We start from the raw sequence: 25,133 nt of genomic DNA, 5'->3' as shown, positions 1-25,133 counted from the left end.
TTATCCAAGTTTTTTCAGTTGCCCGCGCGCGTAGGCTGCGCTAGGGTGATTCGGTGCCAGTTCGAGGAAGCTGGTGTAGGCTTTTCGCGCCTGGTCGGAATTTCCTTGCCGCTGGCGCGCATCGCCGAGGTTCAGGTAGGCGATAGCACGCGAGGCATCGATCTGGATGGTGTTTTCGAACCAGCGCGCGGCTTCAGCGTATCGATCCTGTTTGTAGTACACGAAGCCCAGGTTGTTGGCTGCGAGCCCGAAGTCCGCGCGGTGTTTCAGCGCTTCGGTGAAGGCCGCTTCGGCCTGCGCGTATTGCTTTTCCTTGTAGAGCTGCAGGCCGCGGTCGTTGGCGCGCTGGGCCAGTTGCCGGCTGGAGGCGTCCACCGGCTTCGGTGCGGCCAGCTTCTGCTCGCCGCCCTGCAGGTTTTTCACGACGACAGCGTTGCCTTCGACCTGTTCACGGCGGCCGGTATCCAGCTTGTTGTTCAGCGCGATGGCTTCCTGCGACAACTGGGTGCTGCCCTCGCTCAGGAATTCCGCCTCGACGGGCAGTTGGAACACGAACTCGCCGCCTTCCGAACCGGGCAAGCTGCCGAAGGCTGGCGTCTGCTGCGATACGCTGGCCACGGCTGGCGCCACGTAGGCAGCGAGCTCGGTGGCGGTGATCATGCCGTCGCCATTCAGGTCGGCCTTGCCGCCCAGCGCCTGCAGCAGCGTCCAGGTGAAGACGGAGTGGCCATTGGGTCCGTTGTCCGCCACCATCTGGTCGGCGCCGCCGGCGGTTAACATCTGGCGGCCGATGCGGCGCGCGTTATCGCGCAGGAAGGCCGCAGTGCCGCCGCCGCGCGTCAGACCAAGACCGCTATAGCAGGCATCCATGACGAACAGCAGGTGCTTGGCATTGAGGCTCTCGGCAATGTTCTGCAGGTCCGTCATCGGGATCGCGTCCACGCTGACCTGCTGCGGATCGGAATCGGCGGGGATAATGTAGCCCAGGCTGCGGCCGGAGCTGAGCTGGCGCGTCGCGCCATGGCCTGCGAAGAAGACGAAGATGCGGTCGTCCTTCTTCAGCTTCGCCTCCGCCAGCTTCTCGTGGAACAGGGCCAGGATATTGTTGCGCGTCGCGTCACCGTTGGTCAAAGTGAAGACACGCTCGCTGTCGAAGCCGAAACGGCTCACCAGCGTATCGCGGATTGCCTTGGCATCCTGCACCGCGTACTGCAGCTTGGGCCATTTCTGGTAATCGTTGATGCCGATGACCACCGCGTAGCTGTTGGCGTAGCCGCTGCTGATGGCAACCTTGTCCGGCTGCGGCTTACCCTCTTTCGCAATGGTGAAATCACTGCCATCCCACGTGGCGAAGCTGTAGCCGTCGGCCACCAGCTTGTCCAATACCAACGGCAGCGTCTTGATCGTGCGTTCATGAATGTCGTGGAACAGGATGATGCCGCGCTTTTCCTTTTCCAGGGAACCCAGCACGCGGCTGGCAATCGAGCTCGGCACGGGGTCCGCCCAGTCCAGCGAATCGATATTCCACATCACCGAGCGCAGGCCCAGTTTGTTCAGCACCTGCAGGCCCTCGGCGTTGCGCGCACCATAAGGGAAGCGAAACAGCGCCGAGCGACGCGTATCGACTGCCTTCAGCAACTGGTCTGCATGGGCGATTTCACCGAACAACTGGTCGCCCTTCTCTTTCGACAGCATGGCGTGGCTATAGCTGTGGTTCGCCAGCACGTTGCCGCCTTCCAGCAGGCGGCGGCTGGCGGCCGCGCGTTTGCCAAGCGACTCCTTGCCGTTCGCATCGACTTCGCCGAGGTTCTTACCAACCTGGAAGAACACGCCAGGCACGCCGTACTGTTTGAGAATGGCGGCTACTTCGTCGGTATAGGTGGCATGCGGGCCGTCGTCAAAAGTCAGCACCACGGTTTTCGGTGGCAGCGATTTGCCGAAGATTTCCGCCGCCGCTTCATTCGCGTCCGGCTTGACCGGGTAAGGAACGATGACGCCGTAGTCCTTCATGATCTGCTCGCGGCTGAACAGCTTCTTCAGGTGCGACACATAATCTTCCCAGCGCTCGCGCTTCGGCACAATGGCGCGCTGGTCGAAGCGGGCGAAAATGCCGCTCAGTTCCTTATCGTACTGGCGCTCGATATCAGCCAGTGCGGCCAAGTCTTCGCTGATGCGCTTATGCAGCTTGATCGCGGGCAGGGTCTGGTTGGCCGCCGCCTGCTGCTGCATGGCGACCAGCACTTCCTGGAATACCAGGCGGTCGGCGTCGAACAGGTCAGGGGCCGACTCGATATAGGTCAGCAGAACGTCATAGGCTGCGTCTCGCTGGCCTGCGGGCGCTGCCTGCAGTTTCACCAGCAGTTCGCGGACCGTGCCCTGCCGCTCAACATTTTCATGGAACAGCACCTGCCCAACTTGAGTCGCGGCCTTGCGGTCGGTCTCCGGCATCGATTGTTCATCGGCCAGCAGGACAATGATCTTGCGATAGTTCGCCAGCATCTTCAGCAGCTCGGCCTGCAGCGGTGCATGCGCCTCCCCGGCGGTGGCCGTGGCCGGTGCTGCCGGTGCGCTCCCCGGCTGCGAGCTGGATTTCAGGTATGCCGTGGCAGCCGCAGCCGCAACGATGATGGCCGCGCCAATCACCACAGGTTTGGATAGCTTCATGGTCAGCCAAATGATTGCAATTATGCAATTTTAGCTCAGAGTCTCTGATCGCATGGGTAGAAAATAACGCTGCAACGCCGCCAAGGCGAGGCAGCCCAGGATCAGCGCCAGACAGAGGCGCACGACGGCCGCAGCCTGATTAAAGCAGATTGCAGCGCCAGGTGCGCATGAGGCCTGGAACAGCGCCTGGCGCAGCGAGTCGCCCATGTACCAAAGGCCGAGCACCACAAGTAGGAGCATGGCGGCCACGCTCAGCAGCATAGCGAGCAGGCCGCCTCGCCAGCCGGCAAGGAAGCTGACGCAAGCGCAGAGCAACGCGATGCTCGCCGAGGCGAGCATCAAGGCCGCGTTTATACGGTATGCCTCAACAAGAAACTCGTAAGCCTGCAGCGCTAGTCCTGCCCCCTCGTAAGCGGCGAAGGCGCATACGGCAGCAAGGGGGTAGCGGGCGAACCACGTCATGTGTTTTGTCATGTTTATCTTCGGCGCGAGCCCTGCGCCAACGGCTGCGGATAACAGCCATCATACGGTGCCGCGTGGCTGTGGTACAGTCCCGGCTCCATGAAATACCTCAGCGCCTATTCCGACCAGACCCGCCAGCAAGTGGCGCAAATCTTAGAGCAGAACCGCTTGGGCGAAGTGCTGCTGCAGCGCTAGCCGAAAACGCATGCCGTCCCAACGATAAGGCGCTGTACGACCACAGGAGCTGAAGGTGGAGTTTCCAAGAGGGGCCTTTGGGCAAATGCCGTAGCCAGCATGCCCACCAGTCTCGACAGGTTCGGCCAGTCACCGCCCAGACTTCCCGGCTAGCCATTCATTGATCCCGGTTTGTACTGCGCTTGCTTCACGAAGAGCCGAATCAATTTCACTTTCGGGAACAGATATGGCATCCTTCAAAATTCGATCGAACGTCCGGGCGAGACTAGCGGCGCGTTTGGCAAGCTCCTGCGGCGCAGTTCTGTCCAGCCCTATTTCAGTCAACACGTCGACAGATCCACATATGCGGTGGAATGAATAAACGAAACGGCCAATGCGTTCGTAATCCAAACTGTCGTTCGAAGCAGGTCGGTCGTGCATCATCTATCACCTATGCCTTTCGACTTCCGGGGATGTCATTCCGTTTTTCAAGCGCACCAAGCTCACATAGTCTTCGCGGTTACATTTATACAAATCCTCGTCAAAGACTATCTTTTCATTCCTCCATACGGTGGCATGAACTCCAGTACTGGCGCCACACATCCACATCGCATTGCTAGCTCCCGGAATGCCTTCAAACCGAACCCTGTAACGATCGTCACCAATATTGCATTTCCTTTCGACCGCCTCAACCTTTTCCAGGAAATATGTGGAGTGGTTGAACTTCACCAGATCGTCAAGTCTCCATAAATCCATGCGTTTGGTCGGCGGATTGGCCGGGAAGAATAGACCAATCTCAAGCGTCATATTGCGGTGATGGCACTCCATGCCGACAAGGGTGACGCCGTCCCTCTGTGGCTGGCGGAAATCGTAGCCTGGAACTTGGGCCTCGCAAAACGACGAGATAAGGAACAACAGAATTGATAAAAACACTCGCATCATATTGAGAGATCCTTGCGCTCGGCATCGATGACAAACAGTCTCATCATACGATGCGGCTCTGCTGTGGTACAGTCCCGGCTCCATGAAATACCTCAGCGCCTATTCCGACCAGACCCGCCAACAAGTGGCGCAAATCTTAGAGCAGAACCGCCTCGGTGACGTGCTGCTGCAGCGCTACCCGAAGGCGCATGCCATCCGCAACGACAAGGCGCTGTACGACTATGTGCAGGAGCTGAAAGCGGAGTTTCTGAGAGGCGCGGAGCCCGTCAACAAGGTGGAGTTCGACAGCAAGATCCACGTCATCAACAATGCGCTGGGACTGCACACGGCGATCTCGCGCGTGCAAGGCGGGAAACTGAAGGCGAAACACGAAATAAAAGTGGCGACCATGTTCAGGGATGCCCCCCTGGAATTCCTGCGCATGATCGCCGTACACGAGCTGGCCCACTTGAGGGAGAAGCAGCACGACAAAGCGTTCTATAAGTTGTGCACTTATATGGAGCCGAACTACCACCAATATGAGTTCGACGTCCGCCTCTACCTCACCCAGCTCGAATACTCAGGACAGAAGCTGTGGTAATCAGCCCTGTTTGCGGCGGCGGGCCAGGAATCCCAGCAGGCCCAGGCCGCCGAGCAGCATGCCATAGGTCTCCGGTTCCGGCACCGCGGCCACGTTGATGTTATCGAACTGGTAGAGGTGGAATGGGTTCAGCGGCTGGCCGAACGTCACCGAACTCAGGTTGTTGAAGCCGTTGAAGGTATAGGTGTCCCAGCTGAAGTCGGTGCCGATCACCAGTTCCTGCTCCACGGTGCCGCCGCCGGACAGGTGTCCGGTGAAGGTCACGCTGTTGCCGCCGCCAAGGAAGGATTTCAGGCGCACCAGGTCAATCGAATACAGGTCGAAGGCGGTGTTATCCACCCGCGACAGGGTCACGGTGCTCAGCGGCACGGCGGTCAGCGCCTCCGAGCCGGCCCAGGCAATTCCGTTGTCCTCGGTAGCCGATGCCAGCGCGGCGAGGAAGTGGCCGCCAGCCGACAGCTGGTAGCCGTCTTCGGTGTAGGTGCCAGGAATAATCAGCGTGTTCGCAACGTTGAGGTAGCCCATCGAGCCGATGTTGCTGAAGTCGATCGTATCGGCCTGTGCAGTCCCCGCCAGCGCCAGCGCGGCGACTACCGCCGCCTTCATCATTTTTTTGATCACAATGCACCCCGGAAAAAATTAGTTAAAAAAATATTATCAAACAGCAAGCGCATTACATCATGCGTCATGCAATTTTTATAATAATTTTTTGCTATCGTGCGCCGGGATGTACTGTCGAGTTATTTATGGATGAGACAGCTTTTGAATCAATAGCTTCGGGTCGTCCGCGACCCGCATCATGGCCGCGTGCTGGGGCTTGATGAAGCCCTCTTCCCGCGCGTGGGCGATGAAAGCCACCAGCTGGTCGTAGAAGCCGCCCGCGTTCAGCAGGCCCACCGGCTTGCTGTGGATGCCGAGCTGGGACCAGGTCAGCATTTCGAACAGCTCTTCCAGCGTGCCCATGCCGCCGGGCATGGCAATGAAGCCGTCCGACAGCTGCGACATCATGGCTTTGCGCTCGTGCATGTCCTTGACGATGAACTGGCGCGTGAGGCCCGTATGCCCTACTTCGCGTTCCACCAGCTGGGTGGGGATCACGCCCGTCACTTCGCCGCCCAGGCGCAGCACTTCGTCGGCGATGATGCCCATCAGGCCCACATTGCCGCCGCCGTAGACCAGCGCGAGGTTCGCCTCCACCAGCGCCGCGCCCATGGCGCGCGCCGTTTCCGCATACAGCGGGCTGGCGCCGGGATTGGCGCCGCAATAGACACAGATCGATTTCATTTGAGTTTCTTGAGATAGTCTTCGGACAGCTTCTGGAAGCGCACGCTGGTTTCGCCCCGAAGGTAAGGCCCGATCTGGGACAGCACCTGGTAGCAGCCGCGCGCCAGCGCGTCCGCCATCGACTGCTGCTCGGTGTAGTTGCGCGGGTTGCGCACGTATTCGTAGGACAGCCAGTAGGTGGCCACCACCACCATATTGGTCGCCATGGCATCGATCGCCACATCATTGGCTTCCAGCGAGTTCTCGCTGCGCAGGTCCACGCACAGCTGCTTGGCCACCTTGATCTTGTGCGCCAAAATCTGCTTGAACTGCAGCTCCAGCTTGCGGTTGCGCGACAGCAGGTCGTTCAGGTCGCGGTAGAAGAAGCGGTAGCGCCAGATCAGCTCAAACATGAAGTGCAGGTAGTTCCACACGTCCTCGATATTGGAGCGTCGTCCGTTCGGCACCTGTAGGATGCGCTCGATCTCCTCTTCGAACTGGGCGAAGATGGAGTTGACGATATCGTCCTTGTTGCGGAAGTGGTAGTACAGGTTGCCCGGCGAGATATTCATCTCTTCGGCGATCACCGTGGTGGTGATGTTCGGCTCGCCGAATTCATTGAACAAGCGCAGCGAGAGTTCGAGAATTCGTTCGCGGGTGCGTCTTGGGGCTTTTTGTTGCATGGCAGGAGAATTGGTTTATTCCCCCGCAAGCATAACACCGATAAGGCTTCTGCTGGGAAATCAGGCCGCATGCCGTCCGCGCCGCGCCACCGCCTGCCTGTGCAGGCGAAAGCCTTCACGGATGTTTTCGCGCAGGATGCCTCCCTTCCAGGGCTTGGTATAGAAGCGGTCGATCGCGCCCTGGTTGATGGCGGCCATGATCGGCGCCAGGTCGGCATAGGCGGACAGCATGATGCGGAAGGTGTCCGGCGCCAGGGTCTTTACCCGTTCCATGAACTCGATGCCGCTCATGTTCGGCATGCACTGGTCGCACACGATCACCTGCACCCTGTGCTTGGCCAGGATGTCGAAGCCTTCGGCCGCCGTCTGCGCGGTCAGGATGCGGTAGCCGTCCTGTTCGAGGAAGTCGCTCAGCACGTCCAGCATGAAGGCGTCGTCGTCCACGATCAGCAGGGTTGGCGGATCGTCGCCTGCCTCATCGTCCTCCGGCTGCGCCATGGCGCGGCCTTCGTCCAGCATGGCCTCGAATTCATCCGCCGGTACCGGACGGCTGAAGTAGTAGCCCTGGATTTCGTCGCACGCATGGCGCTTCAGGTAGGACAGCTGGGCATCGCGCTCCACGCCTTCCGCGATCACCTTCAGCTTCATGCTGTGCGCCATGTGAATAATGGCCAGCACAATGGCCGCGTCGTCCGGATTGCTGGTCACTTCGCGCACAAAGGCGATGTCGATCTTCAGTTTGTCGATCGGGAAGCGCTTCAGGTAGGCCAGCGAGGAATAGCCGGTGCCGAAATCGTCGATGGAGATTTTCACCCCCAGCTGCTTCAGGTTCTGGAGCACGGTGATGGTTTCTTCCGCATTCGACATCAGCGAGCTTTCCGTCAGTTCGAGTTCCAGCAGCTCGGGCGCAATATCGTGTTCCTTCAGGGCCCGCATCACCTCTTCCTGCAGGCCGCCGACGAAGAACTGGATGCCGCTGACGTTGACCGATATCTGCACCGCGCCGCTGGGCTTCTTCGACCACTCGGCGATTTTGCGGCAAGCCTCGTCGATCACCCAGTTGCCGACGCGGACAATCAGGCCCGTCTCCTCCAACAGCGGGATGAAGAGCGCGGGCGACACCATGCCATGGCCAGGCCGCTGCCAGCGGATCAGGGCTTCGGCGCCGCTGATGCGGCCCGTGGTGATGTGCACCTTCGGCTGGAAGTACAGCACGAATTCCTTGTTGTCGATGGCGCGGCGCAGCGCGTTTTCCATATCCAGCCGCGCCAGCGACTGCGCGTTCATCTCCGCCGTGAAGAAGCGGAAGGCATCGCGCCCGGCCTCCTTGGCGCGGTACATGGCCGTGTCGGCATACTGGATCAGGGAGTCCGCATCCACGCCGTCTTCCGGATACACCGAGATGCCGATGCTGGCGGTCACGGTCACTTCGTGGCCCTTCAGGTCGAAGGGACGGCGCATCGCTTCGCGTATCTTGTCCACCACCGCAATCGCATTCTGCCCGCCTTCCGGCAGCATCAGGATGGCGGCGAATTCGTCGCCGCCGAAGCGGCCGATGGTGTCGCGCACGCGCAGGCAGTCCACCAGGCGGCTGGAGAACTGCCGCAGCAGCTCGTCGCCGATGGTGTGGCCCAGCGTGTCGTTAATGTTCTTGAAGCGGTCCATATCGAGGAACAGCACGGCCAGCGCCCATTTATGCTCCTGCGCCATGCTCAGCGAATGCGTCAGCGATTCGTAGAACTGGCTGCGGTTCGGCAGGCCGGTCAGCGTATCGAAATGGGCCAGTTTCAGCAGGCGCCGTTCGGCTTCCTTGCGTTCGGTGATATCGCGCGCCACCGCCACCAGGATCCAGTTGCTGCCGGAGCGCAGGGTGCGCCCCTGCACTTCCACCGACAGCGGCGAGCCGTCCTTGCGCTGCAACAGCAGCTCCGTCATGGTGCCGGCGTGGTCGCCGGCCAGCAGCTTGTCGTACAGGTCTTCCAGCCGTCCCAGCTCCGAACGCAGGAAATCCTCACGCTCGTAGCCCAGCATGCGGCAGGCGGTCACGTTCACGTCCACGAAGCTGCGGTTGGCCCGGTCCACCAGGAAGATGGCGTCGGCCGTTGCGTCCATCGCGAGGCGGAAGCGGCGCAGGTCCTCATCCAGGCGGATGCGCGCGTCCATGTCGCGCTGCAGCTGCTCATGGTTGCGGCGCACTTCTTCGTACAGCAGCAGGTTCTGGAAAGCGGCCGCGATCTGCGCCGCCACGGTGACGGCAACCCGTTCGTCCACTTCGCTGAATTCATCGGCGCCCAGCTTGTCGGCCAGGTAGAGCCAGCCGTGCACGCGCTCGTGCAGCGTGATCGGCACCACCAGCAGGGAGTGCACCGGCGGATGGCTTTCCGGCAGGCCGACATGCGTGGCGTTGCCCGGCAGCCCGGCCATGCGCACCGGACGCCGGTGTTCCAGCACATCGCGCAGCACGCCAACGCTGGGGTTATCGCGCAGCTCAGGCCCCGGCACGCTGGAGCCGCAGGTCGCAAAATAAGTCAGGTAATTCTCTTCCGGTTCCAGCACTCCGATGCAGGCATAGCGGGCCACGCAGATGTCCTGCGCCACGCGGCAGCAGATCTCCACCAGCTTTTGCGGGTCGCGTTCCGCACCCAGCTCGATGCCCAGTTCGATCAGCGCGGTCAGGCGCAGGCTCACGGCCTGCAGGCTGGAGAGCGAATTGGACAGGCGCTGCGTCATCGTGTCGATGTGTTCCGGTTCGGCCGCCGTGCCTTTGCCGTTGTTCGCCATGCGCGTCAGGGTCTGGCTGCTCGATTCCAGTTCGTCCAGGTATTCCGCCACCTTGAAGTCGATGCCGCTCACGCCCGGCTCGCCCGGCGCCTGCGCCATCGGCGGCGCCACGGCGGCCTGGGCCAGGCCCAGCGCTTCCTGCACGGTGCTCACGATGACGTCGGGATCGGAAGGCTTGGGCAGGACCCAGCGCACGCCGCAGGACTGCGCCATCGCCACCGCTTCGCGCTCGCGGTAGGTGGCGGTATAGAAGATGATGGGGATCTGCGCCGTGGCGGGGTTGGCGCGCATGCGCGCCACGAACTCGTAGCCGTCCATATTCGGCATCAGGATGTCGGAGATCACCAGGTCCGGCCGCTCATTCTCCATCAGCGCCAGCGCTTCTGTGCCGCTGGCGGCGGCCATCAGGCGGTGCCCGCTGAAACCGAGCAGCGTCATGAGGAACTCGCGGTTCAGCACGTGGTCATCGACAATCAGGATGCTGGCCGTGCCGTCCGGCAGTTCCGGCGCCGGCGCTTCCGGCATCGGCTCTTCGCCGGGCAGGAAGGCTTCGATCTGTTCGACAAAAGTATCCGGCTCGATCGGCTTGCCGATATAGCCGTCGAAGCCGGCCGCCAGCAGGCGTTCGCGGTCGCCCACCATGGCCAGTGCGGTCACGGCCAGGGCCGGGGTGTGCTGCAGTTCGGGATCGGCCTTGAGGGCGGCAATCACGCCATAGCCATCGAGCTTGGGCAGGTGCACATCGCAGATGATCAGGTCCGGCCGTTCGCTGCGCGCGGCGGCCACGCCAGCCTCACCATCGCTTGCCGACAGCGGCGTGTAGCCGAAAGCACGGAGCAGATAAACCATCAGCTCCATGTTGGTCGGATTGTCTTCGATGATTAGGATGCGTGCTGACACGTCGATGCGCTCCGGGTCTCTCGGGTTACGGGGGCGGTGTTATGCGCCAGCCTTGAGTATCGCTGAAACTCCTGCGAGACAGAGCACGCATGCAAATCTCACAGAAACTCACAAGACCTTATGACACTCTCTTGCATAATCTCGAGACAGTCTAGCGCGCGTCGGCAACAACGTCAAAAATCTCGTCGAGAACGTGTGACAAAACCAGCGCATTATCGGCCAGCGCAACGTGGCCCACGCCACCGATCTCGATATTGCGCGCCCCTTCCAGCCGGCAGGAGTCCTGCGGCGCGATGATATTGTCGTGATGCGACCAGATCGAGGTGATCTTTTCGCGCCGCCCGGCATCACCCTTGTCCAGTGCAGCCAGCCACTGCGCGCCGCGCCGCATCTGGCGTGCGTTGGCGCCGATGCCGAAGCTGGCCAGCGCCGTACCGTGATGCGGCGTGCCCAGCGTGACGAGCCGGGCGACCGCCGCATCGCCGTGCGCCTGCAGGTAGGCGCGCGCGGCCAGGCCGCCCATGCTGTGCGCCACGATGACCAGCCGGTCCTGCCCCGTTGCGGCAAGCAGGCGCTGGACGGCAGCCGCGATCTGGCCCGTGTAGTGGTCGATATCGGCCGTTATCGGCTCCAGGTCCACGGCGTCATGGCTCACGCGCTGCTGCACCAGCAGGCGGCGCAGCGAAGCCCAGTAGCCGCCATTGCAGCCGTAGCCGTGCACCAGCAGCACCGGCAGGCCGCGTGGCGGCTGCGCGATGTGGATGCGCGGATGGTGCCACAGCATTGTCCATGACGATGCCCGCATCGATGCCGCGTACTCGCCGAAGAACAGGCGCAGGCTGCCGCGCCAGTCCAGGCCATGCTGCCGCGGCGTGGCGCTGCGTGCACGCCAGCTGAGATGGAAATTGTTGGCGACGATGAGCATGCGCACCAGGGCCACCAGCGCCAGCGCTGCCAGCAATGCCACGCCTCCCGGCAGCACGCCGCTGATCAGGCGCCACAGCAGCAGTGCCGCCAGCGCCTGCGCTAGCATGATGATAGCGAGCAGGCGCACCACCATCTCAGGCAGCCACCGGCTGTGCCGCCGGTTTGCCGGTCAGCTGCTGCGCCAGCTGGCTGGCGAGCCGCGCTGTGATGCCGTAGATCGACAGCTGGGGATTGGCGCCGATCGAAGTCGGGAACAGCGAGCCGTCATGCACCGAGACGTTCGACAGGCCGCGGTAGCGCCCATCGCCCGCCACCACGCCGCTGCGTTCATCGCCGGACATGGTGCAGCCGCCCATCACATGGGCCGATGCCACGCGCGTCTGCAAAGGCTTCATCGGCAGCGCCGCGATCTCCTTCTGCGCCTCGGCCCAGCTGCCGTAGTGGCGCGCCTGTTCATGCACCGGCGCCACCTTGAGCGCGCCGGCGGCGAACTGGATCTCGGCCATCGTCAGCAGCGCGCGCCGGGCGCCCTCCCACATCGGCTTGCTCATCACGTAATCCAGCTCGGGCGAGCCGTCGCTGCGCAGGTGCACGCGGCCGCCGCGCGAGTCTTCGTGGAAGCCGTCGCGCAGCAGCGCCAGCATGCCCTGCAGGTGGGAGAACTGGCGCATGGTGTCGGCATGCAGCTGGCCGAAGCCCGCCATGGTGGTCGACAACAGCACCGGGTGCATGGGCGGCACTTCCAGCTTGAAACCCACGGGCCCGTCGATGGCCTGGGTTTCCAGGAAGTGGTCGGAGTAGATGGTCTGCGGCGCGCCGCTGAAGCCATCCACCGCCTGTTCGAAGATGCCGGCCGAGACCAGCGTGGGATGCAGGAAGGTGCGCCGCCCCAGCAGGCTATGCGGATCGGGCGCGCGGGAACGCAGCAGCAGCGCGGGCGAATTGATCGCGCCGCCCGCCACCACGAAGTGGCGCGCGCGCAGCGTAATGCGGACGCCGCTGGGCGCCAGGCCGTCCGCCGACAGCGCGCTGCATTGCAGGCTGCCGGCGCGGTCGCCCTGCCACACGAAGCGCTCGGCGCGCGCGTGCGTCAGCAGGGTGGCGCCATGCTGCAGGGCCGAGGGAATGGTCGTCACCAGCATCGACTGCTTGGCATTGGTCGGGCAGCCCATGCCGCAGTAGCCCAGGTTCCAGCAGCCCTTCACATTGCGCCGGATGGCCGCCACCGGAATATTCAGCTTCGCCGCGCCCTTGCGCAGCAGCTCATTGTTTTCGTTCGGCGGCGTGGGCCAGTCCTCGATATGCAGGCGCCGCTCCATCAGCGCGAACCATGGCGCCAGCGCTTCCGGCGAATAGTCCTTCAGCGCATACTCGCGCTGCCAGAAGGCCAGCGTGGCGGGCGGCGTGCGGAAGCTGGAGGTCCAGTTCACGGTGGTCGAGCCGCCGACGGCCTTGCCCTGCAGGATGTTGATGGCTTTGTCGCGCGTTTTGCGCGCGGCGGATTCCTGGTACAGGGCGGGATAGGCCTCCGCTTCGCGCATCTTGAAATCCCTGGAGGAGCGCAGCGCGCCTTCCTCCACGATCAGCACCCTGAGGCCGGACAGCGCGAGGATTTCGGCCGTCACGCCGCCGCCTGCCCCGCTGCCGATGACCACCACGTCCGCCTCCAGCGTGCGGTGGCCGTCCAGCGTGGCCGCGTCGATTACCTTCCAGCCTGCGGCCAGCCCGGCCTGGATCGGATCCGGTATGGCGCTCATGCTGCCAGCTCCTTCATGGGACCGGGATAGCCGATCGCCGCCCAGTGCGCAGGCTGCGCGTACCAGCTGCCGATGATCAGGTCATGCAAGGCGTGGTAGGCCGACTGCAGCAGCGCCAGGCGGTGCCGGCGCCAGCTTTGCAGGAATTCCGCGATCTGTTCAGGCGACGCTTCGCTCCACGGCGGAATGCCCGCCAGCAGGCGCCGGGTGGGCGCCAGCGCCATCAGGCCGAACAGGTCCTGCACCTCCTTCTGCACGGCCAGCGGCAGGCCAAGGATGGCGATGCGCACGGCTTCGATGGCATCGTCCAGCGCCGCACCGCGTTCCGGCCCGGCAGGCAGCACCGGGCCCAGCATGACGGGAATGACGGCGGCCAGCATCCCGCGGCCGGCGGCATCGAGTTCGAACTGCTGCGGCGCCGCCTTGAACTGGCGGTACAGCAGGCCGCCAGCGGCCAGCGTCAAGGCGCCAGCCAGGCCGATCTTGAGAAAAGATCTGCGCGAAGTCTGCATGGGGTCTCCAGGTATGGTTTTTTGCTTCAGTGTACGTGAAGCGCCCGGTCCCGGTTAGAGGGAAAAATCTAGACCATGCGCTATTCCTTGCGCCCGCATTTCACAATGATCTGGCGCGCGATGCCGCGCAGGATATTCACCTCTTCAGTCTCCAGCGCGGCCCGCGAGAACATGCGTTTCAGGCGCGGCATCAGCTTGCGCGGATTGTTCGCGTCCAGGAAGCCCAGCTGCACCAATGCCTCCTCCAGGTGCGCGTACATGCCGTCGATCTGCGCCACGCTGGCCGCATCGCCCTGGAAGCCCACGTCCGATGCGGCGCGCTGGCCGTCCAGCGCCGCCATGCGGCACTCGTAGACCAGCACCTGCGCCGCCTGCGCCAGGTTGAGCGAGGAGTACTCGGGATTGGCCGGAATATTCACCAGCACATTGCAGCGCTCCACAATCTCGTTGGGCAGGCCGAAGCGTTCGTTGCCGAAGATGAGCGCGGCGCGCGCCTCGCCGGCCGCCAGCTGCTGCGCCAGTTCGCGCGGCGCCATCACGGGCGGCGAGAATTCGCGCAGCCGGGCCGACACCGCGGCCGCGAAATGGATGCCGTCCAGCGCCTCTTCCATGCTGCCCACCACGCGGGTGCGCTCCAGGATGTCGACGGCGCCGCTGGCAAAGGCCACCGATTCCTCATGCATCAGCGCCCCGTCGAAGCGCGGATTGACCAGCACCAGCTCGCTGAAGCCCATGGTTTTCATGGCGCGCGCGACCGAGCCGATATTGCCCGGACGGCTGGTTTCCACCAGCACAATTCTCAGCCTGTCAAAAAGAGTCGGTGTGCTTTCGGCCTGTTTCATTTAAAATGGAGGATTATTGCGTTGTCGATGGGCCGGAATTCTACCCTGTCGCCACTGCGCCGCTCTTTAATTCATTCATGTTCACAGACCTCCGTTGCCGAGGGCGCATTGCGCCGGGCAGGCGGAACGTCTCTTTTTACCGGATATTGCCATGCACCCAATGCTCAATACGGCCGTGAAAGCTGCCCGCCGCGGCGCCGCCGTCATCAACCGCGCTTCGTTCGACCTCGACCGCGTTAATGTTACTGAAAAGAAACACAACGACTTCGTGACCGACGTTGACCAGGCCGCCGAGCAGGCCATCGTGGAAGTGCTGCAGAAGGCTTATCCGGACCATGGCTTCATCACCGAGGAAGGCGGCGTGATCGGCGCTGTGAACGACGAGAGTGAATTCGTGTGGATCATCGATCCGCTGGACGGCACCACCAACTTCATGCACGGCTTCCCCCAGTACGCCATTTCCATCGCGCTGCAGCAGCGCGGCGTGGTCACGCAGGCGCTGGTCTACGATCCGGTGCGCAACGACCTGTTCACCGCCACCAAGGGCGCCGGCGCCTACCTGAACGAAAAGCGCATCCGCGTTAACAAACTGGACCGCATTTCCGGCGCCCTGCTCGGCACCGGCTACCGCGAAGGCAACCCGGATGCGCTGGCCGAATACCTGAAGATGTACGGCCTGCTGGGCACCCGCTGCCAGGGCATCCGCCGCGCCGGCGCCGCCGCGCTGGACCTGGCCTATGTGGCCTGCGGCCGCCTGGACGGCTTCTATGAAAAGAACCTGAAGCCCTGGGATATCGCCGCCGGCGCCCTGCTGGTGACGGAAGCGGGTGGCATCGCCGGCGAGTTCAACGGCGAAGCCAATTACATGGAAACCGGCCACATTATCGCCGGCAGCCCGAAAATCTTCGGCCAGATGGTTGGCCTCCTGGCAGAATTTGCATAAAAACAAGTTTCTTCCGGTAACTTTGTTACAAAAAAGGAGGCGCAAAGCCTCCTTTTTTATTGCCGTAGCGAAATATATTCCTATAATCACTGTTATACTCGCGCTGCGCCCGCGATACCGTGCGCGCCCTCCGCTTCTCCTATAAAGATCATTATGTCCTTCTCCCAACTTGGCCTGTCTGACGCCATCGTGCGCGCCGTCACCGAAACCGGTTATACCGCGCCCACCCCAATTCAGACGCAAGCCATTCCCGCCGTGCTGCAGGGCGGCGACCTGCTGGCCGGCGCCCAGACCGGCACCGGCAAGACCGCCGGCTTCACGCTGCCGGTGCTGCACCGCCTGTCCACCGATACCGTGGGCCAGCAGCTGGCCAATAACACCTCGCCGCGCGCCATCCGCGCCCTGATCCTGACCCCGACCCGCGAACTGGCGGCCCAGGTCGAGGAAAGCGTCAAGGTCTACGGCAAGTACACCCGCCTGAATTCGGCCGTCATTTTCGGCGGCGTCAGCATCAACCCGCAGATCAAGCAGCTGCGCCACGGAGTTGACATTCTGGTCGCCACGCCGGGCCGCCTGCTGGACCATATGGCCCAGGGCACGGTCAAGCTGGACAAGATCGAGATCCTGATCCTGGACGAGGCCGACCGCATGCTGGACATGGGCTTCATCCGCGATATCCGCAAGGTGCTGGCCGCCCTGCCGCCGAAGCGCCAGAACCTGCTGTTCTCGGCCACCTTCTCGGACGAGATCAAGGCCCTGGCCGACGGCCTGCTGGACAAGCCGGCCACCATCGAAGTCGCACGCCGCAATTCGACGGTGGAAGTGATCGCCCAGAAGATCCACCCGGTGGACCGCGACAAGAAGCACCCGATGCTGTCGCACCTGATCCGCACCCACAAATGGACCCAGGTGCTGGTATTCACGCGCACCAAGCACGGCGCCAACAAGCTGGTGGAACAGCTGGGCAAGGACGGCGTGGGCGCGATGGCGATCCACGGCAACAAGAGCCAGTCGGCGCGCACCCGCGCACTGGGCGAATTCAAGGACGGCACGCTGCAGGTGCTGGTGGCCACCGATATCGCCGCGCGCGGCATCGACATCGACCAGCTGCCGCACGTGGTCAACTACGACCTGCCGAATGTGCCGGAGGACTATGTGCACCGCATCGGCCGTACCGGCCGCGCCGGCGCCAAGGGCGAAGCCGTGTCCCTGGTCTGCGTGGACGAGCACGACATGCTGAAGGACATCGAAAAGCTGATCAAGCAATCGCTGCCGCGTGAAGTGATTCCGGGCTTCGAGCCGGATCCGACGGCCAAGGCGCAGCCCATCCAGCTGCGCAGCGGCGCCGGCCACCACCGCAACCCGCGTCCGGGCGGCAATGGCGGCGGCCGTGGCAAGCCGAATGGCGGCCAGCCGGCACGCGCTGCCGGCAATGGCGGCAATGGCCAGCAGCCGCGCGGCAACGGCAGCGGCCAGCAGGCGCGCAGCAACGGCAGCACGCAGCAGCCTCGCATCCTAGGCAATCCGAACGGCGGCAACGGCCAGCGCAGCGCCGGCCAGCGCGACGGCGGCGTCCGCAACGGCACCCCGCGCAGCGGCGCACCGCGTCCGGGCGGCAACGCTCCCGCCCGCAGCGGCGGCGGCCGCGGCCGCTGATGCGCTTCGCCGCCAACCTGTCGATGCTGTTCACGGAACTGCCGTTCCTGGACCGCTTCGGCGCGGCGAAGGCGGCGGGTTTCCAGGGCGTGGAATTCCTCTTCCCCTACGCCCTTCCTCCTGAACAGATCCGTGCGCAGCTGGACCGGCACCAGCTGCAGCTGGCGCTGTTCAACCTGCCGCCCGGCGACTGGGACGCGGGGGAACGCGGCATGGCCTGCGACCCGCGCCGTGCAGAAGAATTCCGTAGCGCCTGCGAACTCGGCCTGCGCTATGCGCTGGCGCTGGGCGTGCCCAATGTGCACTGCATGGCCGGCCTGCGCCCCGCGCACGCTGCGCCGGAAGACGCGCAGCGCAGCTATGCCGACAATCTCTGCTACGCCGCCGATTTATTCGCACCGCACGGCATCGGCGTGCTGATCGAACCGATCAACCGCTACGACATGCCGGGCTACTTCCTGAACGGCAGCCGCCAGGCGCTGGACATCATCGCCCAGTGCGCGCGCCCCAACCTCTTCCTGCAATACGACATCTACCACATGCAGCGCATGGAAGGCGAGCTGGCCAATACCATCCGCGCCGCCCTGCCCCTGATCCGCCACATGCAGCTGGCCGATACGCCGGGCCGCCACGAGCCGGGCACGGGCGAAATCAACTACCCCTACCTGTTCACTCTGCTGGACGAGCTCGGCTACGAAGGCTGGATGGGCTGCGAATACCGTCCGCAGGCGGGCACGGAAGCCGGCCTCGGCTGGTTCATGGCCCTGCAACACTAACTTGCGCTGCCGCAAGTAGCTGCGGCCTCATCGGAGCAAGATGGCCTTTCCCGTGACCGCGGAGATCCATCATGCGCCCATTCCTTGTTCTTCTCCTGCTGGCTGCGCTCAGCGGCTGCGCCACGCCCGAGCCCTCCCGCCTGCGCGAGGTGCGCGCCTTCGCCAATGAAGCGCCCAAGCTGGCCGGATTCGCCGACCTGAGCCAGCGTTTCCGCGACACCTACCAGCGCGAGCAGCCCTACCTGAATGCGGCCAGCGTGCGCACCGAAGTACAGCTGGACGACCGGCGGCGCGAGGCCTATCCGGATTTCGTGGCCCTGCACCAGTCCGTCATGCTCTACATGCGCGTGCTGGGCGCGCTGGCCGACGGCGGCACCTATGACGCCGGCGACCAGATCAAGGGGCTGGCATCCGGCATCAAGGCCTGGCCGGATACCGGACTGACCGACCGCCACGTGAACGCCTATGCCGGCCTCACGCGCGCCCTGGCCCGCGTGTTCACCGGGCACGCCCAGGACCAGGCGGTGCAGACCCTGCTGCGCGAAGGCTACACGCCGCTGCAGGAATCGCTGGACGCGATGGCCGTGCTGCTGCGCACCTTCGACCAGCACCACGACAATGAACAGGCCATCGTGCTCGGCATGCTGGACGTGGAAATCCCCTTCGCCAACACGCCGCGCGACCGCCTGCTGGCCGCCATCGCGAAAGCGCACCGGCAGGAGAAAGTGCGCGAATACCACCTGCTCGGCCTGCGCCACACGCTGGCCCTGCAGCACGTGGAAGCGATCCGCAAGCAGCATGAGGCGCTGGTGCTGCAGCCCGCCCTGCACACGCCCGCGCCGCGCCCCGTCGTCCTGTCCAACGCCGCCATCCAGGGAGCCACGCCATGAGCCAGACCGCCGCCACGCCCGCCGACATCGCCGCGCTGGCCGACAGCCTCACCGCCTGCGCCGGGGAACTGCATGCGCGCATCATGCGCGAGATCCGGCGCGAAGCCCTGGGCCACGAAGAAGCCCAGACTCTGTTCGACCAGGAAGTGGCGCTGCGCCTGCAGGCCAACAAGCTGTATGTGGACGCCGCCGTACTGGCGGCCGGCAGCCTCGCCCTGCCGCGCCGGCAATTGCTGGAACTCACGGAACAGGCGCGCGAAGCCATCCGCCGCATCGAGCGCACCAAGCTGGTGGTGGACATTGCAGGGAACCTGCTGCGCCTGGCGGCCGCGGTTGCCGCCGCCAGGCCGGAAGACCTGGCGCCCGCCGCCGAAGACCTGAAGGCCACGCTGTCCGCACTCAAGGACAATCGGCAAGCGTAACGCGGCCCCGCGTCGTACAATCGGGGCATGGATACGCTGCTTCCGGATCAGCTCGAATACCTGCGCTCCCTGCTGACCCGGCAGCTGGACGGCCTGCTGGCGCAGCCCCAGGAAAGCGAAGGCGGCCTGCGCGTGCAGGCGGTGGAGGAAATCGAAACTTCGCCGGCCGACAGCGCCAGCAACCGCACCATGAACGAACTGGCGCTGGAGGCCGATGCGCTGCGCCAGAACCAGTTGCGCGCCCTGCGCAGCGCGCTGGCCCGGCTCGACAGCGGCGACTACGGCGATTGCGAACAGTGCGGCCAGCCGATCGGCTTCCAGCGCCTCAGGGTCAGTCCCGAAGCGCGTTTCTGCATCGCCTGCCAGACCCGCCGCGAGCAGGCGCGCCGCTGAGCCATCCGTGCGCGGCGCGGCGGCCCGCCCGCCTATAATCGGCCCATGGGCTACAAGACTATCCTGGTGCACGTGGACGACTCGCCCCATTCGCGGGCGCGCGTCATGCTCGCGGCCGAACTGGCGCTGCGGGAAGGCGCTTATCTGATCGGCGCGGCCACCACCGGCGTCTCGCGCTTCCTGTACCAGAACGAAATCGTGGATGAGGAAGACCCGAACCTGGCACGCCACCTGGACGTGCTGCGCGAACGCGCCCAGCGCGCGCTGGCCGAATTCGCGCCGCAGCTGCGCGCACTCGGCGTGCAGCACTTCGAAGAACGCATCCTCGACGATGAACCCGGTGCAGGCCTCAGCCTGCTGGCCCGGCATGCCGACCTGGTGGTGGTGTCGCAGGCCGACCCGGCCCAGCGCGGCAGCGCGGGCGAGTTCCCGGCCGAGGTACTGACGGAGTCCGGCTGCGGCGTGCTGGTGGTGCCGCATGGCGCGCGCGCCAATGGTGCGATTGCCGTCAGCAGCGCGGGCGTGGCCAGCCCCGGCGGGCCGCTGCCGGGCCGTCGCACCCTGGTGGCCTGGAATGCCAGCAAGCAGGCGGCGCGCGCGGTGCGCGAGGCGCTGCCGCTGCTGCGGCGGGCCGAACGCGTGACTGTGGCCATCGTGGACGCCGACCTGCATCCCGCCGCCTTCGGCGAACAGCCGGGCGCCGACCTGCTGGCCTGGCTGGAACGGCATGGGGTGCAAGCCACGGTGGCGTTGCGCCAGACCGCGCGCCAGGGCCTGCTGAAGCGGCCCGGCGATACGGGCGAAGCCCTGCTCGGCCTGGCCGAAGAGGAGTCCTGCGACCTGCTGGTGCTGGGCGCCTACAGCCACTCGCGGGTGCGCGAAACCCTGCTGGGCGGCGTGACCCGCACCGTGCTGGAAACCATGGGCCTGCCCGTGCTGATGGCGCACTGACGACATACGCGGCTGACGGGTGATGTCGTCGGCGTTCAGGCGTCGGAACGCCAGTCCTGGTCGCGTATCTTGGCCACCTGGCGCTGCGCCAGCAGCTTCCACAAGGTGAGCGCATGCTGGCGGTCGGCCGACATATGGCGCGGCTTGGCCAGCGCAATCTCGCAATCGCGGTCCGACCATTCCTCGTAGCGGATGGCGCCGTTGGCCGCCACCTCCATCTGGTACATCAAGCCGTCGTCATAACCGAATTTCAGCACCGCCGAGCCCGGCCCGCCTTCGGGGCCGCGCGCCTTGCCGTCGTACACCTCGGCCAGCACGGAAGCCAGCTGCGCTTCCGTCGGGGCCGGAACGTCGCGCCCATCCGGGCGCGTGAGGACTACCCATGCCTGTGTCATGAACGCTCCTCCTGTCGACGGAGGCGGGGGCCGCCTCCTGTGCCGATCATGCGCCAAAATGGCTGTGCACGCCAGCAATTGTTAATGCTTCACAACAGCCGCCCCGGCGCAAACGTTTCAGTGCACGAGCTGTGGCAGGGAGAGCGGATTGAAGTCGGTCCAGTCGCCGTTGACGATGCTGCCTTCAGCCTTCTCGATATGGTTGGCGCCCAGGTCGCGCAGTGTCTGCACGGCCCGGCCTTCGTCGCCATCCTCCACGGCCACGGCAATCATCATGCCGGCCTTGCGCGGCTCAACCATGTTCTCGCCGCTGCCCTGCTCCGGCTCGCCGCGCTCTTTCATATGCGAGAAGCTGTAGAGCGATCCCACATGGGCGCCCACCAGGCCGCCGACCACGGGGCCCAGCGGGCCGGTCAGCGGCACCGTGGCCGCGCCCACTGCAGCGCCGATGGCGCCGCCGGTGGCCGCCCCTTTGGCCAGGCCTTCCGGCGATTCCTTGGCGCCGGGCGACAGGGTACGGTCGCCGCCCAGTTCATGGGTGTCGTGCTGGCCCGGCTGGTTCAGGTAAAAGGAACTGATGCGCTCGTCTGGGAAACCCGCGTCGCGCAGGGCCTGGCGCGCGCTGTCGACCTGGTCCTGCAACTGGAAATGTCCGGCAATAATTGTTGTCATGTTTTTCTCCCGCATGGTTGTACGCTGCCAGCTTGCCGCGCCGGGGCCCGGCCTTCCGTACGCTGACGCACACAGTCCGTGCAGGATGAGCTGCTACCAGCTGGCCCAGGCGATATTGCGGGTGCCCGGCAGTACTGGCGGCGCTTCGGGCGCCGGGGGCGGCAGTGGCCGGTCCAGCCAATCGCGCGGATCCACGCGGTAATATTTGAGCAGCTCGCCGAACAGCATGGGGTGGCGCTCGGCCATCTGCCACGGCTTTTCGAAATAGGTTTCTGTGGCCACGGCAAAGAATTCGGCGGGACTGGTGGCGCCGTAATGGTCCATCACGCTGTCCTCGCGCCCGTAATAGGCGTCGTAGCGCAGGTTGGCGAAGTCGCGCGACAGCACCTCGGACCAGCTGCGGTAGCTGTCCTGGCTGCCAAGATAAGGGGCGCCGTTGGTGCTGCCGGACTCGCTGTCCAGCTGGTGCGCAAACTCATGCAGCACCACATTATGGCCGTCGGTCCAGTCGCCCGCACCGCGCCGCACATCGTCCCAGGACAGCACCACGCGCCCGTCTTCCCAAGACTCGCCCAGCATATGCTGGTGCACGTCCGTGACCACGCCGCCCGGTCCCATCTCCTTGCGTGGCGCGGCGAAGGCGCCCGGATACAGCAGGATGGTGTGCAGCGCAGGATAGACCTTGCTGTGCCGGTTCAGCAGCAGCAGGCAGGCCTGGCCCGCTATCGTCACGCGCATCTCGTCGCTGACGTGCAGGCCGGCGCAGCCCACGAATTTTTTCTGGTGCAGGAACTGCACCACCAGGCGCTGCAACTGGGCCTGCAAGGCCGGCGCCATGCGCTCGTAGACGGCGATATTGCGGCGCAGGATGGCCTGCGCGGAGGCGGGCAAGGGACGGGCCAGCGCGCGGCGCAAGGACCAGCGCGGATAGACAAATGGCGCCGCAACTGCGAGCGCCAGGAGAGAGAGCCAGAGCAAAGCTTCCATGGGATGCCGTCCATAACAGATCAGTTCCGCCACAGATGGGGTAACTTGCCGGCATTTCAACATGCCGGCAAGGGAAGCTTAGCACTACGGCATTACGACTGCGCTTTTTGCAGCGAGGACGGAGCGCCGAACAGGGCAGCCACCAGCGGATCGCGCGTGACCGGGCCGCGGTTCACGCGGATTGCATAGTGGGTATCATCGGCCAGGATATGGAAGTGACGGCCGGCGCCGGCCATGCTCTGCTCGCGCAGGCTTGGACGTTCCTTGCGCGGCGGCGCACCTTCACGCTTCGGCTGGGCGATGGCGGCCAGGAAGGCCTGCACGCGCTCGGCGTCCGGGGTCAGGCGGTAGACGGCCTTGCCCAGGTAGGTTGCGGTGCCTTCGATATAGCGCGCCAGTTCGATCACGCCCGCTTCGCGCAGGTCGCGGATGTATTTGCGGGCGCCGGACGGCGAGAATTTGAGGAACCAGGCAATTTCGTCGGCCAGCATTTCATGGTTCTGCAGCTCGCCGATCAGTTTTTGCATGTTTTCAATGCGGCGCAGGGTCGCCGAAGTCGAGCGCACGCGCTCGATCGACGCGAGCGACAGTGCCTTGCGCTCGGTTCCCGGACCCGGACGCTCGACCAGTGCCAGACGCGGCTTGACGGAGGACACGGAGGCCGAAGTGTCACGCGCTTCATTTTGAGCGCCCATCATTTCGCTGGTTGGCAGGTCATGAGTATTGGTTGCGTGCATGTGAAACTCCTTAAAAACGGTGCCAGAAAACGCGGCTGCCGGGTAGCCGCGCGGTAAATCGCTTGTATCAATGGCTATAGATTGCGCTCTGGGGCGGTCTGAGTCTGTGCGGCAACGAACACAACTCGGGCAATTTATTTCCCGTCCGACATGGAATGCGGAAATGGGCCCGGCTGTGTGCGTTCTCGAACAGAGCTGTAATGCTTGGACTCCTAATCTGGACTCCGGTTCATCGACAGACCTTTACGAAAGGACGAACACCATGAAATATTCCATCCTGATTGCAGCGGTTGCCGCCCTGAGCCTGACCGCCTGCGAAAAAACCGTTAACAACAACCCGCCGGCCGATGCGCCGGCCGCTGTGGCAGTGCCAGGCCCGCAAGGTCCGGCAGGTCCGGCCGGCGCCCCGGGTGAGCCCGGCAAGCCAGGCGACACCGTGGTAGTGGCCCCCGCCGACTCCACCGTTACCCCGGCGACCCCGGCCGCGGACAGCGCCACCACTCCGCCGCCAGCCGACGGTACGGCCACCACGCCGGCCCGATAAATTACTTTTGGTACACTTACGGCCGTGCCTCTCCTCTACCGGAGGAAGGCACGGCTTTTTGTTTGGACTCTTCCGGTAACCAGCGGTTTGTATGAAAACCGCAACAAGTTTGATTTAACGCAAGCTTTTTGTGCGCTAGCGCACCGATGGTGGGAACTGCGCCCCCCTACACTGCGTCCAACAGCCATCACGAATCGCTGGATTAAATTTTTTAAACGCATCAGGAGCATCAATGAATAAAAATATTGCTATCGCCGCAGCGCTGCTGTGCGCTTCCTTCGCCGCCTCGGCCCAGGACACCACCATCAACCCGAACTGGTATATCGCTCCGAGTGTGAATGCACTGAAGCCGGACAGCGACTGGGTCACTGACAAGACCGGCTTCGGCGGCGGCCTGAAATTCGGCCGTGCCGTCGCGGAAAACTGGGACGTGCAAGTGGGCTACACCTATGCTCGTTCGAAAGAAAACGGTACCCGCTATGAACAGCAAACCGTTGGTCTGGACGCTCTCTACCTCTTCTCCCGCAAGACCTTCCGCCCCTTCGTGCTGGTAGGTATCGGCGCCGAGCGTGACAAGACCAACCCGTTCCAGAGCTTCGCGCAGCCACGCCGCACTTCGCCATTCATCAGCGCCGGCCTGGGCTTCCAGTCCTCGATGAACGACCGCTGGTCCTTCCAGGCTGACGTGCGCAATGTGCACGGCTTCCTGCGCGGCGACGAGTTCCCGCACTCCAAGTCGAACAACGTCTACCTGACCCTGGGCTTCAACTACCTGCTGGGCGATGCGCCTAAGCCGGCGCCTGCACCGGCACCGGTCGTGGCGGAACCGCCACCACCGCCACCAGCACCAGTGGCTCCGCCGCCACCACCGCCGCCAGCCCGTTTCGAGAAGGTGACGATGTCCTCGACCGAACTGTTTGAATTCGACAGCGCCAAGCTGAACCCGAACCAGCCAAAACTGGACGAGATCGCCCGCGTGCTGAACGAAAACACCAGCATCAACGACATCAACATCACCGGCCACGCTGACCGCATCGGCTCCGACAAGTACAACCAGAAACTGTCCGAGCGCCGTGCTGAATCGGTCAAGGCCTACCTGGTGGGCAAAGGCGTGAGCGCCGACCGCCTGAAAGCCGAAGGCAAGGGCGAAAGCCAGCCTGTGGTGCAGTGCAACGACAAGAAACGTTCGGACCTGATCAAGTGCCTGGAACCGAACCGCCGCGTCGAAGTCGAGCAAATCACCATCGAACGCCGCGTGCAGTAAGCGCTTGGCGTGATCG

General features: G+C 64.1%; 26 protein-coding genes. 10 read left to right on the top strand and 16 right to left on the bottom strand.

Annotated elements, in window-relative coordinates:
* The 4 genes from ACJRPG_RS05350 to ACJRPG_RS05335 all read right to left on the bottom strand — a co-directional run bounded on the left by ACJRPG_RS05350 (position 1) and on the right by ACJRPG_RS05335 (position 4,242).
* Positions 1–2,664, bottom strand: coding sequence for a polysaccharide deacetylase family protein (locus tag ACJRPG_RS05350; RefSeq protein ID WP_407999004.1), 2,664 nt, complete (start codon positions 2,662–2,664; stop codon positions 1–3).
* A gap of 30 nt (positions 2,665–2,694) precedes the next feature.
* Positions 2,695–3,138, bottom strand: coding sequence for a hypothetical protein (locus ACJRPG_RS05345; RefSeq protein ID WP_407999003.1), 444 nt, complete (start codon positions 3,136–3,138; stop codon positions 2,695–2,697).
* Positions 3,139–3,450: 312 nt separating this feature from the next.
* Positions 3,451–3,744, bottom strand: a complete 294-nt coding sequence (locus ACJRPG_RS05340; protein WP_407999002.1) for a hypothetical protein — start codon at positions 3,742–3,744, stop codon at positions 3,451–3,453.
* 3 nt (positions 3,745–3,747) lie between these two features.
* Entirely contained in the window at positions 3,748–4,242 is a 495-nt protein-coding gene (locus ACJRPG_RS05335) for a hypothetical protein (RefSeq protein WP_407999001.1), read from the bottom strand.
* An 82-nt stretch (positions 4,243–4,324) separates the two neighbouring features.
* Here ACJRPG_RS05335 and ACJRPG_RS05330 point away from each other — a divergent pair, with 82 nt between their 5' ends.
* Positions 4,325–4,822, top strand: coding sequence for a YgjP-like metallopeptidase domain-containing protein (locus tag ACJRPG_RS05330; protein ID WP_407999000.1), 498 nt, complete (start codon positions 4,325–4,327; stop codon positions 4,820–4,822).
* Here the strand turns inward: ACJRPG_RS05330 and ACJRPG_RS05325 are convergent, their stop codons facing one another.
* The 8 genes from ACJRPG_RS05325 to ACJRPG_RS05290 form a co-directional block, all read right to left on the bottom strand.
* Positions 4,823–5,443, bottom strand: a complete 621-nt coding sequence (locus ACJRPG_RS05325; protein WP_407998999.1) for an FxDxF family PEP-CTERM protein — start codon at positions 5,441–5,443, stop codon at positions 4,823–4,825.
* 123 nt (positions 5,444–5,566) lie between these two features.
* Positions 5,567–6,106 (bottom strand): LOG family protein, encoded by a 540-nt coding sequence (locus ACJRPG_RS05320; RefSeq protein ID WP_407998998.1) that lies wholly within the window; start codon positions 6,104–6,106, stop codon positions 5,567–5,569.
* On the bottom strand, positions 6,103–6,768 hold the full coding sequence (locus tag ACJRPG_RS05315; RefSeq protein ID WP_407998997.1) for a TetR/AcrR family transcriptional regulator: 666 nt from the start codon (positions 6,766–6,768) through the stop codon (positions 6,103–6,105). Before ACJRPG_RS05315 ends, ACJRPG_RS05320 begins: the two co-directional genes overlap by 4 nt.
* A gap of 60 nt (positions 6,769–6,828) precedes the next feature.
* Positions 6,829–10,449, bottom strand: a complete 3,621-nt coding sequence (locus ACJRPG_RS05310; RefSeq protein ID WP_407998996.1) for an EAL domain-containing protein — start codon at positions 10,447–10,449, stop codon at positions 6,829–6,831.
* A gap of 151 nt (positions 10,450–10,600) precedes the next feature.
* Positions 10,601–11,509, bottom strand: coding sequence for a lipase family alpha/beta hydrolase (locus ACJRPG_RS05305; RefSeq protein ID WP_407998995.1), 909 nt, complete (start codon positions 11,507–11,509; stop codon positions 10,601–10,603).
* Between the two features lies 1 nt (position 11,510).
* Positions 11,511–13,133, bottom strand: coding sequence for a GMC family oxidoreductase N-terminal domain-containing protein (locus tag ACJRPG_RS05300; RefSeq protein ID WP_407998994.1), 1,623 nt, complete (start codon positions 13,131–13,133; stop codon positions 11,511–11,513).
* Positions 13,130–13,645 carry a hypothetical protein gene (locus ACJRPG_RS05295; protein ID WP_407998993.1) on the bottom strand — a complete coding sequence of 172 codons (516 nt, stop codon included), beginning with the start codon at positions 13,643–13,645 and terminating at the stop codon, positions 13,130–13,132. The genes ACJRPG_RS05300 and ACJRPG_RS05295 overlap by 4 nt, the downstream gene beginning before the upstream one ends.
* An 80-nt stretch (positions 13,646–13,725) precedes the next feature.
* On the bottom strand, positions 13,726–14,487 hold the full coding sequence (locus ACJRPG_RS05290; protein ID WP_407998992.1) for an RNA methyltransferase: 762 nt from the start codon (positions 14,485–14,487) through the stop codon (positions 13,726–13,728).
* A 160-nt stretch (positions 14,488–14,647) separates the two neighbouring features.
* Between ACJRPG_RS05290 and ACJRPG_RS05285 the strand changes: the two genes are divergently transcribed.
* From ACJRPG_RS05285 to ACJRPG_RS05255, 7 genes are all read left to right on the top strand, one after another.
* Entirely contained in the window at positions 14,648–15,430 is a 783-nt protein-coding gene (locus tag ACJRPG_RS05285) for an inositol monophosphatase family protein (protein WP_407999382.1), read from the top strand.
* A 153-nt stretch (positions 15,431–15,583) separates the two neighbouring features.
* Positions 15,584–17,086: a DEAD/DEAH box helicase gene (locus ACJRPG_RS05280; protein WP_407998991.1), complete on the top strand. Its 1,503-nt coding sequence runs from the start codon at positions 15,584–15,586 to the stop codon at positions 17,084–17,086.
* Positions 17,083–17,862, top strand: a complete 780-nt coding sequence (gene otnI, locus ACJRPG_RS05275; protein ID WP_407999381.1) for a 2-oxo-tetronate isomerase — start codon at positions 17,083–17,085, stop codon at positions 17,860–17,862. The genes ACJRPG_RS05280 and otnI overlap by 4 nt, the downstream gene beginning before the upstream one ends.
* Positions 17,863–17,933: 71 nt before the next feature.
* Positions 17,934–18,752, top strand: a complete 819-nt coding sequence (locus ACJRPG_RS05270) for a hypothetical protein (protein WP_407998990.1) — start codon at positions 17,934–17,936, stop codon at positions 18,750–18,752.
* Positions 18,749–19,174: a hypothetical protein gene (locus ACJRPG_RS05265; protein WP_407998989.1), complete on the top strand. Its 426-nt coding sequence runs from the start codon at positions 18,749–18,751 to the stop codon at positions 19,172–19,174. Before ACJRPG_RS05270 ends, ACJRPG_RS05265 begins: the two co-directional genes overlap by 4 nt.
* Positions 19,175–19,201: 27 nt before the next feature.
* On the top strand, positions 19,202–19,567 hold the full coding sequence (locus tag ACJRPG_RS05260) for a TraR/DksA family transcriptional regulator (protein ID WP_407998988.1): 366 nt from the start codon (positions 19,202–19,204) through the stop codon (positions 19,565–19,567).
* Between the two features lie 45 nt (positions 19,568–19,612).
* Positions 19,613–20,518, top strand: coding sequence for a universal stress protein (locus tag ACJRPG_RS05255; protein WP_407998987.1), 906 nt, complete (start codon positions 19,613–19,615; stop codon positions 20,516–20,518).
* A 35-nt stretch (positions 20,519–20,553) separates the two neighbouring features.
* Here ACJRPG_RS05255 and ACJRPG_RS05250 read toward each other — a convergent pair whose 3' ends face one another.
* From ACJRPG_RS05250 to ACJRPG_RS05235, 4 genes are all read right to left on the bottom strand, one after another.
* A complete protein-coding gene (locus ACJRPG_RS05250; protein WP_407998986.1) occupies positions 20,554–20,913 on the bottom strand; it encodes a hypothetical protein in 360 nt (119 codons plus the stop codon).
* Positions 20,914–21,030: 117 nt separating this feature from the next.
* Positions 21,031–21,585 carry a glycine zipper domain-containing protein gene (locus ACJRPG_RS05245; protein ID WP_407998985.1) on the bottom strand — a complete coding sequence of 185 codons (555 nt, stop codon included), beginning with the start codon at positions 21,583–21,585 and terminating at the stop codon, positions 21,031–21,033.
* Positions 21,586–21,678: 93 nt separating this feature from the next.
* Positions 21,679–22,572, bottom strand: a complete 894-nt coding sequence (locus tag ACJRPG_RS05240) for a M90 family metallopeptidase (protein WP_407998984.1) — start codon at positions 22,570–22,572, stop codon at positions 21,679–21,681.
* Between the two features lie 92 nt (positions 22,573–22,664).
* Entirely contained in the window at positions 22,665–23,309 is a 645-nt protein-coding gene (locus ACJRPG_RS05235; RefSeq protein WP_407998983.1) for a winged helix-turn-helix domain-containing protein, read from the bottom strand.
* Between the two features lie 262 nt (positions 23,310–23,571).
* Here ACJRPG_RS05235 and ACJRPG_RS05230 point away from each other — a divergent pair, with 262 nt between their 5' ends.
* Complete coding sequence (locus ACJRPG_RS05230; RefSeq protein ID WP_407998982.1) at positions 23,572–23,853, top strand: hypothetical protein; 282 nt, start codon at positions 23,572–23,574, stop codon at positions 23,851–23,853.
* Positions 23,854–24,085: 232 nt separating this feature from the next.
* Complete coding sequence (locus ACJRPG_RS05225) at positions 24,086–25,117, top strand: OmpA family protein (protein WP_407998981.1); 1,032 nt, start codon at positions 24,086–24,088, stop codon at positions 25,115–25,117.
* Positions 25,118–25,133 lie beyond the last annotated feature (16 nt).

It is taken from the genome of Pseudoduganella rhizocola (genome assembly GCF_045984285.3).
In the GTDB taxonomy this organism is placed as follows: domain Bacteria; phylum Pseudomonadota; class Gammaproteobacteria; order Burkholderiales; family Burkholderiaceae_D; genus Rugamonas.
Note: the sequence above shows the minus strand (reverse complement) of the source record. Positions and strands in the feature narration are given on the sequence as shown.

Bases quoted from the DNA above. Each gene is read 5' to 3' on its own strand.
- ACJRPG_RS05330 (WP_407999000.1), top strand. From the start codon at position 4,325: ATGAAATACCTCAGCGCCTATTCCGACCAGACCCGCCAACAAGTGGCG.
- ACJRPG_RS05295 (WP_407998993.1), bottom strand. From the start codon at position 13,645: ATGCAGACTTCGCGCAGATCTTTTCTCAAGATCGGCCTGGCTGGCGCC.
- ACJRPG_RS05255 (WP_407998987.1), top strand. From the start codon at position 19,613: ATGGGCTACAAGACTATCCTGGTGCACGTGGACGACTCGCCCCATTCG.
- ACJRPG_RS05315 (WP_407998997.1), bottom strand. From the start codon at position 6,768: ATGCAACAAAAAGCCCCAAGACGCACCCGCGAACGAATTCTCGAACTC.
- ACJRPG_RS05285 (WP_407999382.1), top strand. From the start codon at position 14,648: ATGCTCAATACGGCCGTGAAAGCTGCCCGCCGCGGCGCCGCCGTCATC.
- ACJRPG_RS05340 (WP_407999002.1), bottom strand. From the start codon at position 3,744: ATGATGCACGACCGACCTGCTTCGAACGACAGTTTGGATTACGAACGC.
- ACJRPG_RS05265 (WP_407998989.1), top strand. From the start codon at position 18,749: ATGAGCCAGACCGCCGCCACGCCCGCCGACATCGCCGCGCTGGCCGAC.
- ACJRPG_RS05260 (WP_407998988.1), top strand. From the start codon at position 19,202: ATGGATACGCTGCTTCCGGATCAGCTCGAATACCTGCGCTCCCTGCTG.
- ACJRPG_RS05250 (WP_407998986.1), bottom strand. From the start codon at position 20,913: ATGACACAGGCATGGGTAGTCCTCACGCGCCCGGATGGGCGCGACGTT.
- ACJRPG_RS05320 (WP_407998998.1), bottom strand. From the start codon at position 6,106: ATGAAATCGATCTGTGTCTATTGCGGCGCCAATCCCGGCGCCAGCCCG.
- ACJRPG_RS05305 (WP_407998995.1), bottom strand. From the start codon at position 11,509: ATGGTGGTGCGCCTGCTCGCTATCATCATGCTAGCGCAGGCGCTGGCG.
- ACJRPG_RS05350 (WP_407999004.1), bottom strand. From the start codon at position 2,664: ATGAAGCTATCCAAACCTGTGGTGATTGGCGCGGCCATCATCGTTGCG.
- ACJRPG_RS05240 (WP_407998984.1), bottom strand. From the start codon at position 22,572: ATGGAAGCTTTGCTCTGGCTCTCTCTCCTGGCGCTCGCAGTTGCGGCG.
- ACJRPG_RS05280 (WP_407998991.1), top strand. From the start codon at position 15,584: ATGTCCTTCTCCCAACTTGGCCTGTCTGACGCCATCGTGCGCGCCGTC.
- ACJRPG_RS05335 (WP_407999001.1), bottom strand. From the start codon at position 4,242: ATGATGCGAGTGTTTTTATCAATTCTGTTGTTCCTTATCTCGTCGTTT.
- ACJRPG_RS05345 (WP_407999003.1), bottom strand. From the start codon at position 3,138: ATGACAAAACACATGACGTGGTTCGCCCGCTACCCCCTTGCTGCCGTA.
- ACJRPG_RS05300 (WP_407998994.1), bottom strand. From the start codon at position 13,133: ATGAGCGCCATACCGGATCCGATCCAGGCCGGGCTGGCCGCAGGCTGG.
- ACJRPG_RS05235 (WP_407998983.1), bottom strand. From the start codon at position 23,309: ATGCACGCAACCAATACTCATGACCTGCCAACCAGCGAAATGATGGGC.
- ACJRPG_RS05245 (WP_407998985.1), bottom strand. From the start codon at position 21,585: ATGACAACAATTATTGCCGGACATTTCCAGTTGCAGGACCAGGTCGAC.
- ACJRPG_RS05270 (WP_407998990.1), top strand. From the start codon at position 17,934: ATGCGCCCATTCCTTGTTCTTCTCCTGCTGGCTGCGCTCAGCGGCTGC.
- ACJRPG_RS05225 (WP_407998981.1), top strand. From the start codon at position 24,086: ATGAATAAAAATATTGCTATCGCCGCAGCGCTGCTGTGCGCTTCCTTC.
- ACJRPG_RS05230 (WP_407998982.1), top strand. From the start codon at position 23,572: ATGAAATATTCCATCCTGATTGCAGCGGTTGCCGCCCTGAGCCTGACC.
- ACJRPG_RS05290 (WP_407998992.1), bottom strand. From the start codon at position 14,487: ATGAAACAGGCCGAAAGCACACCGACTCTTTTTGACAGGCTGAGAATT.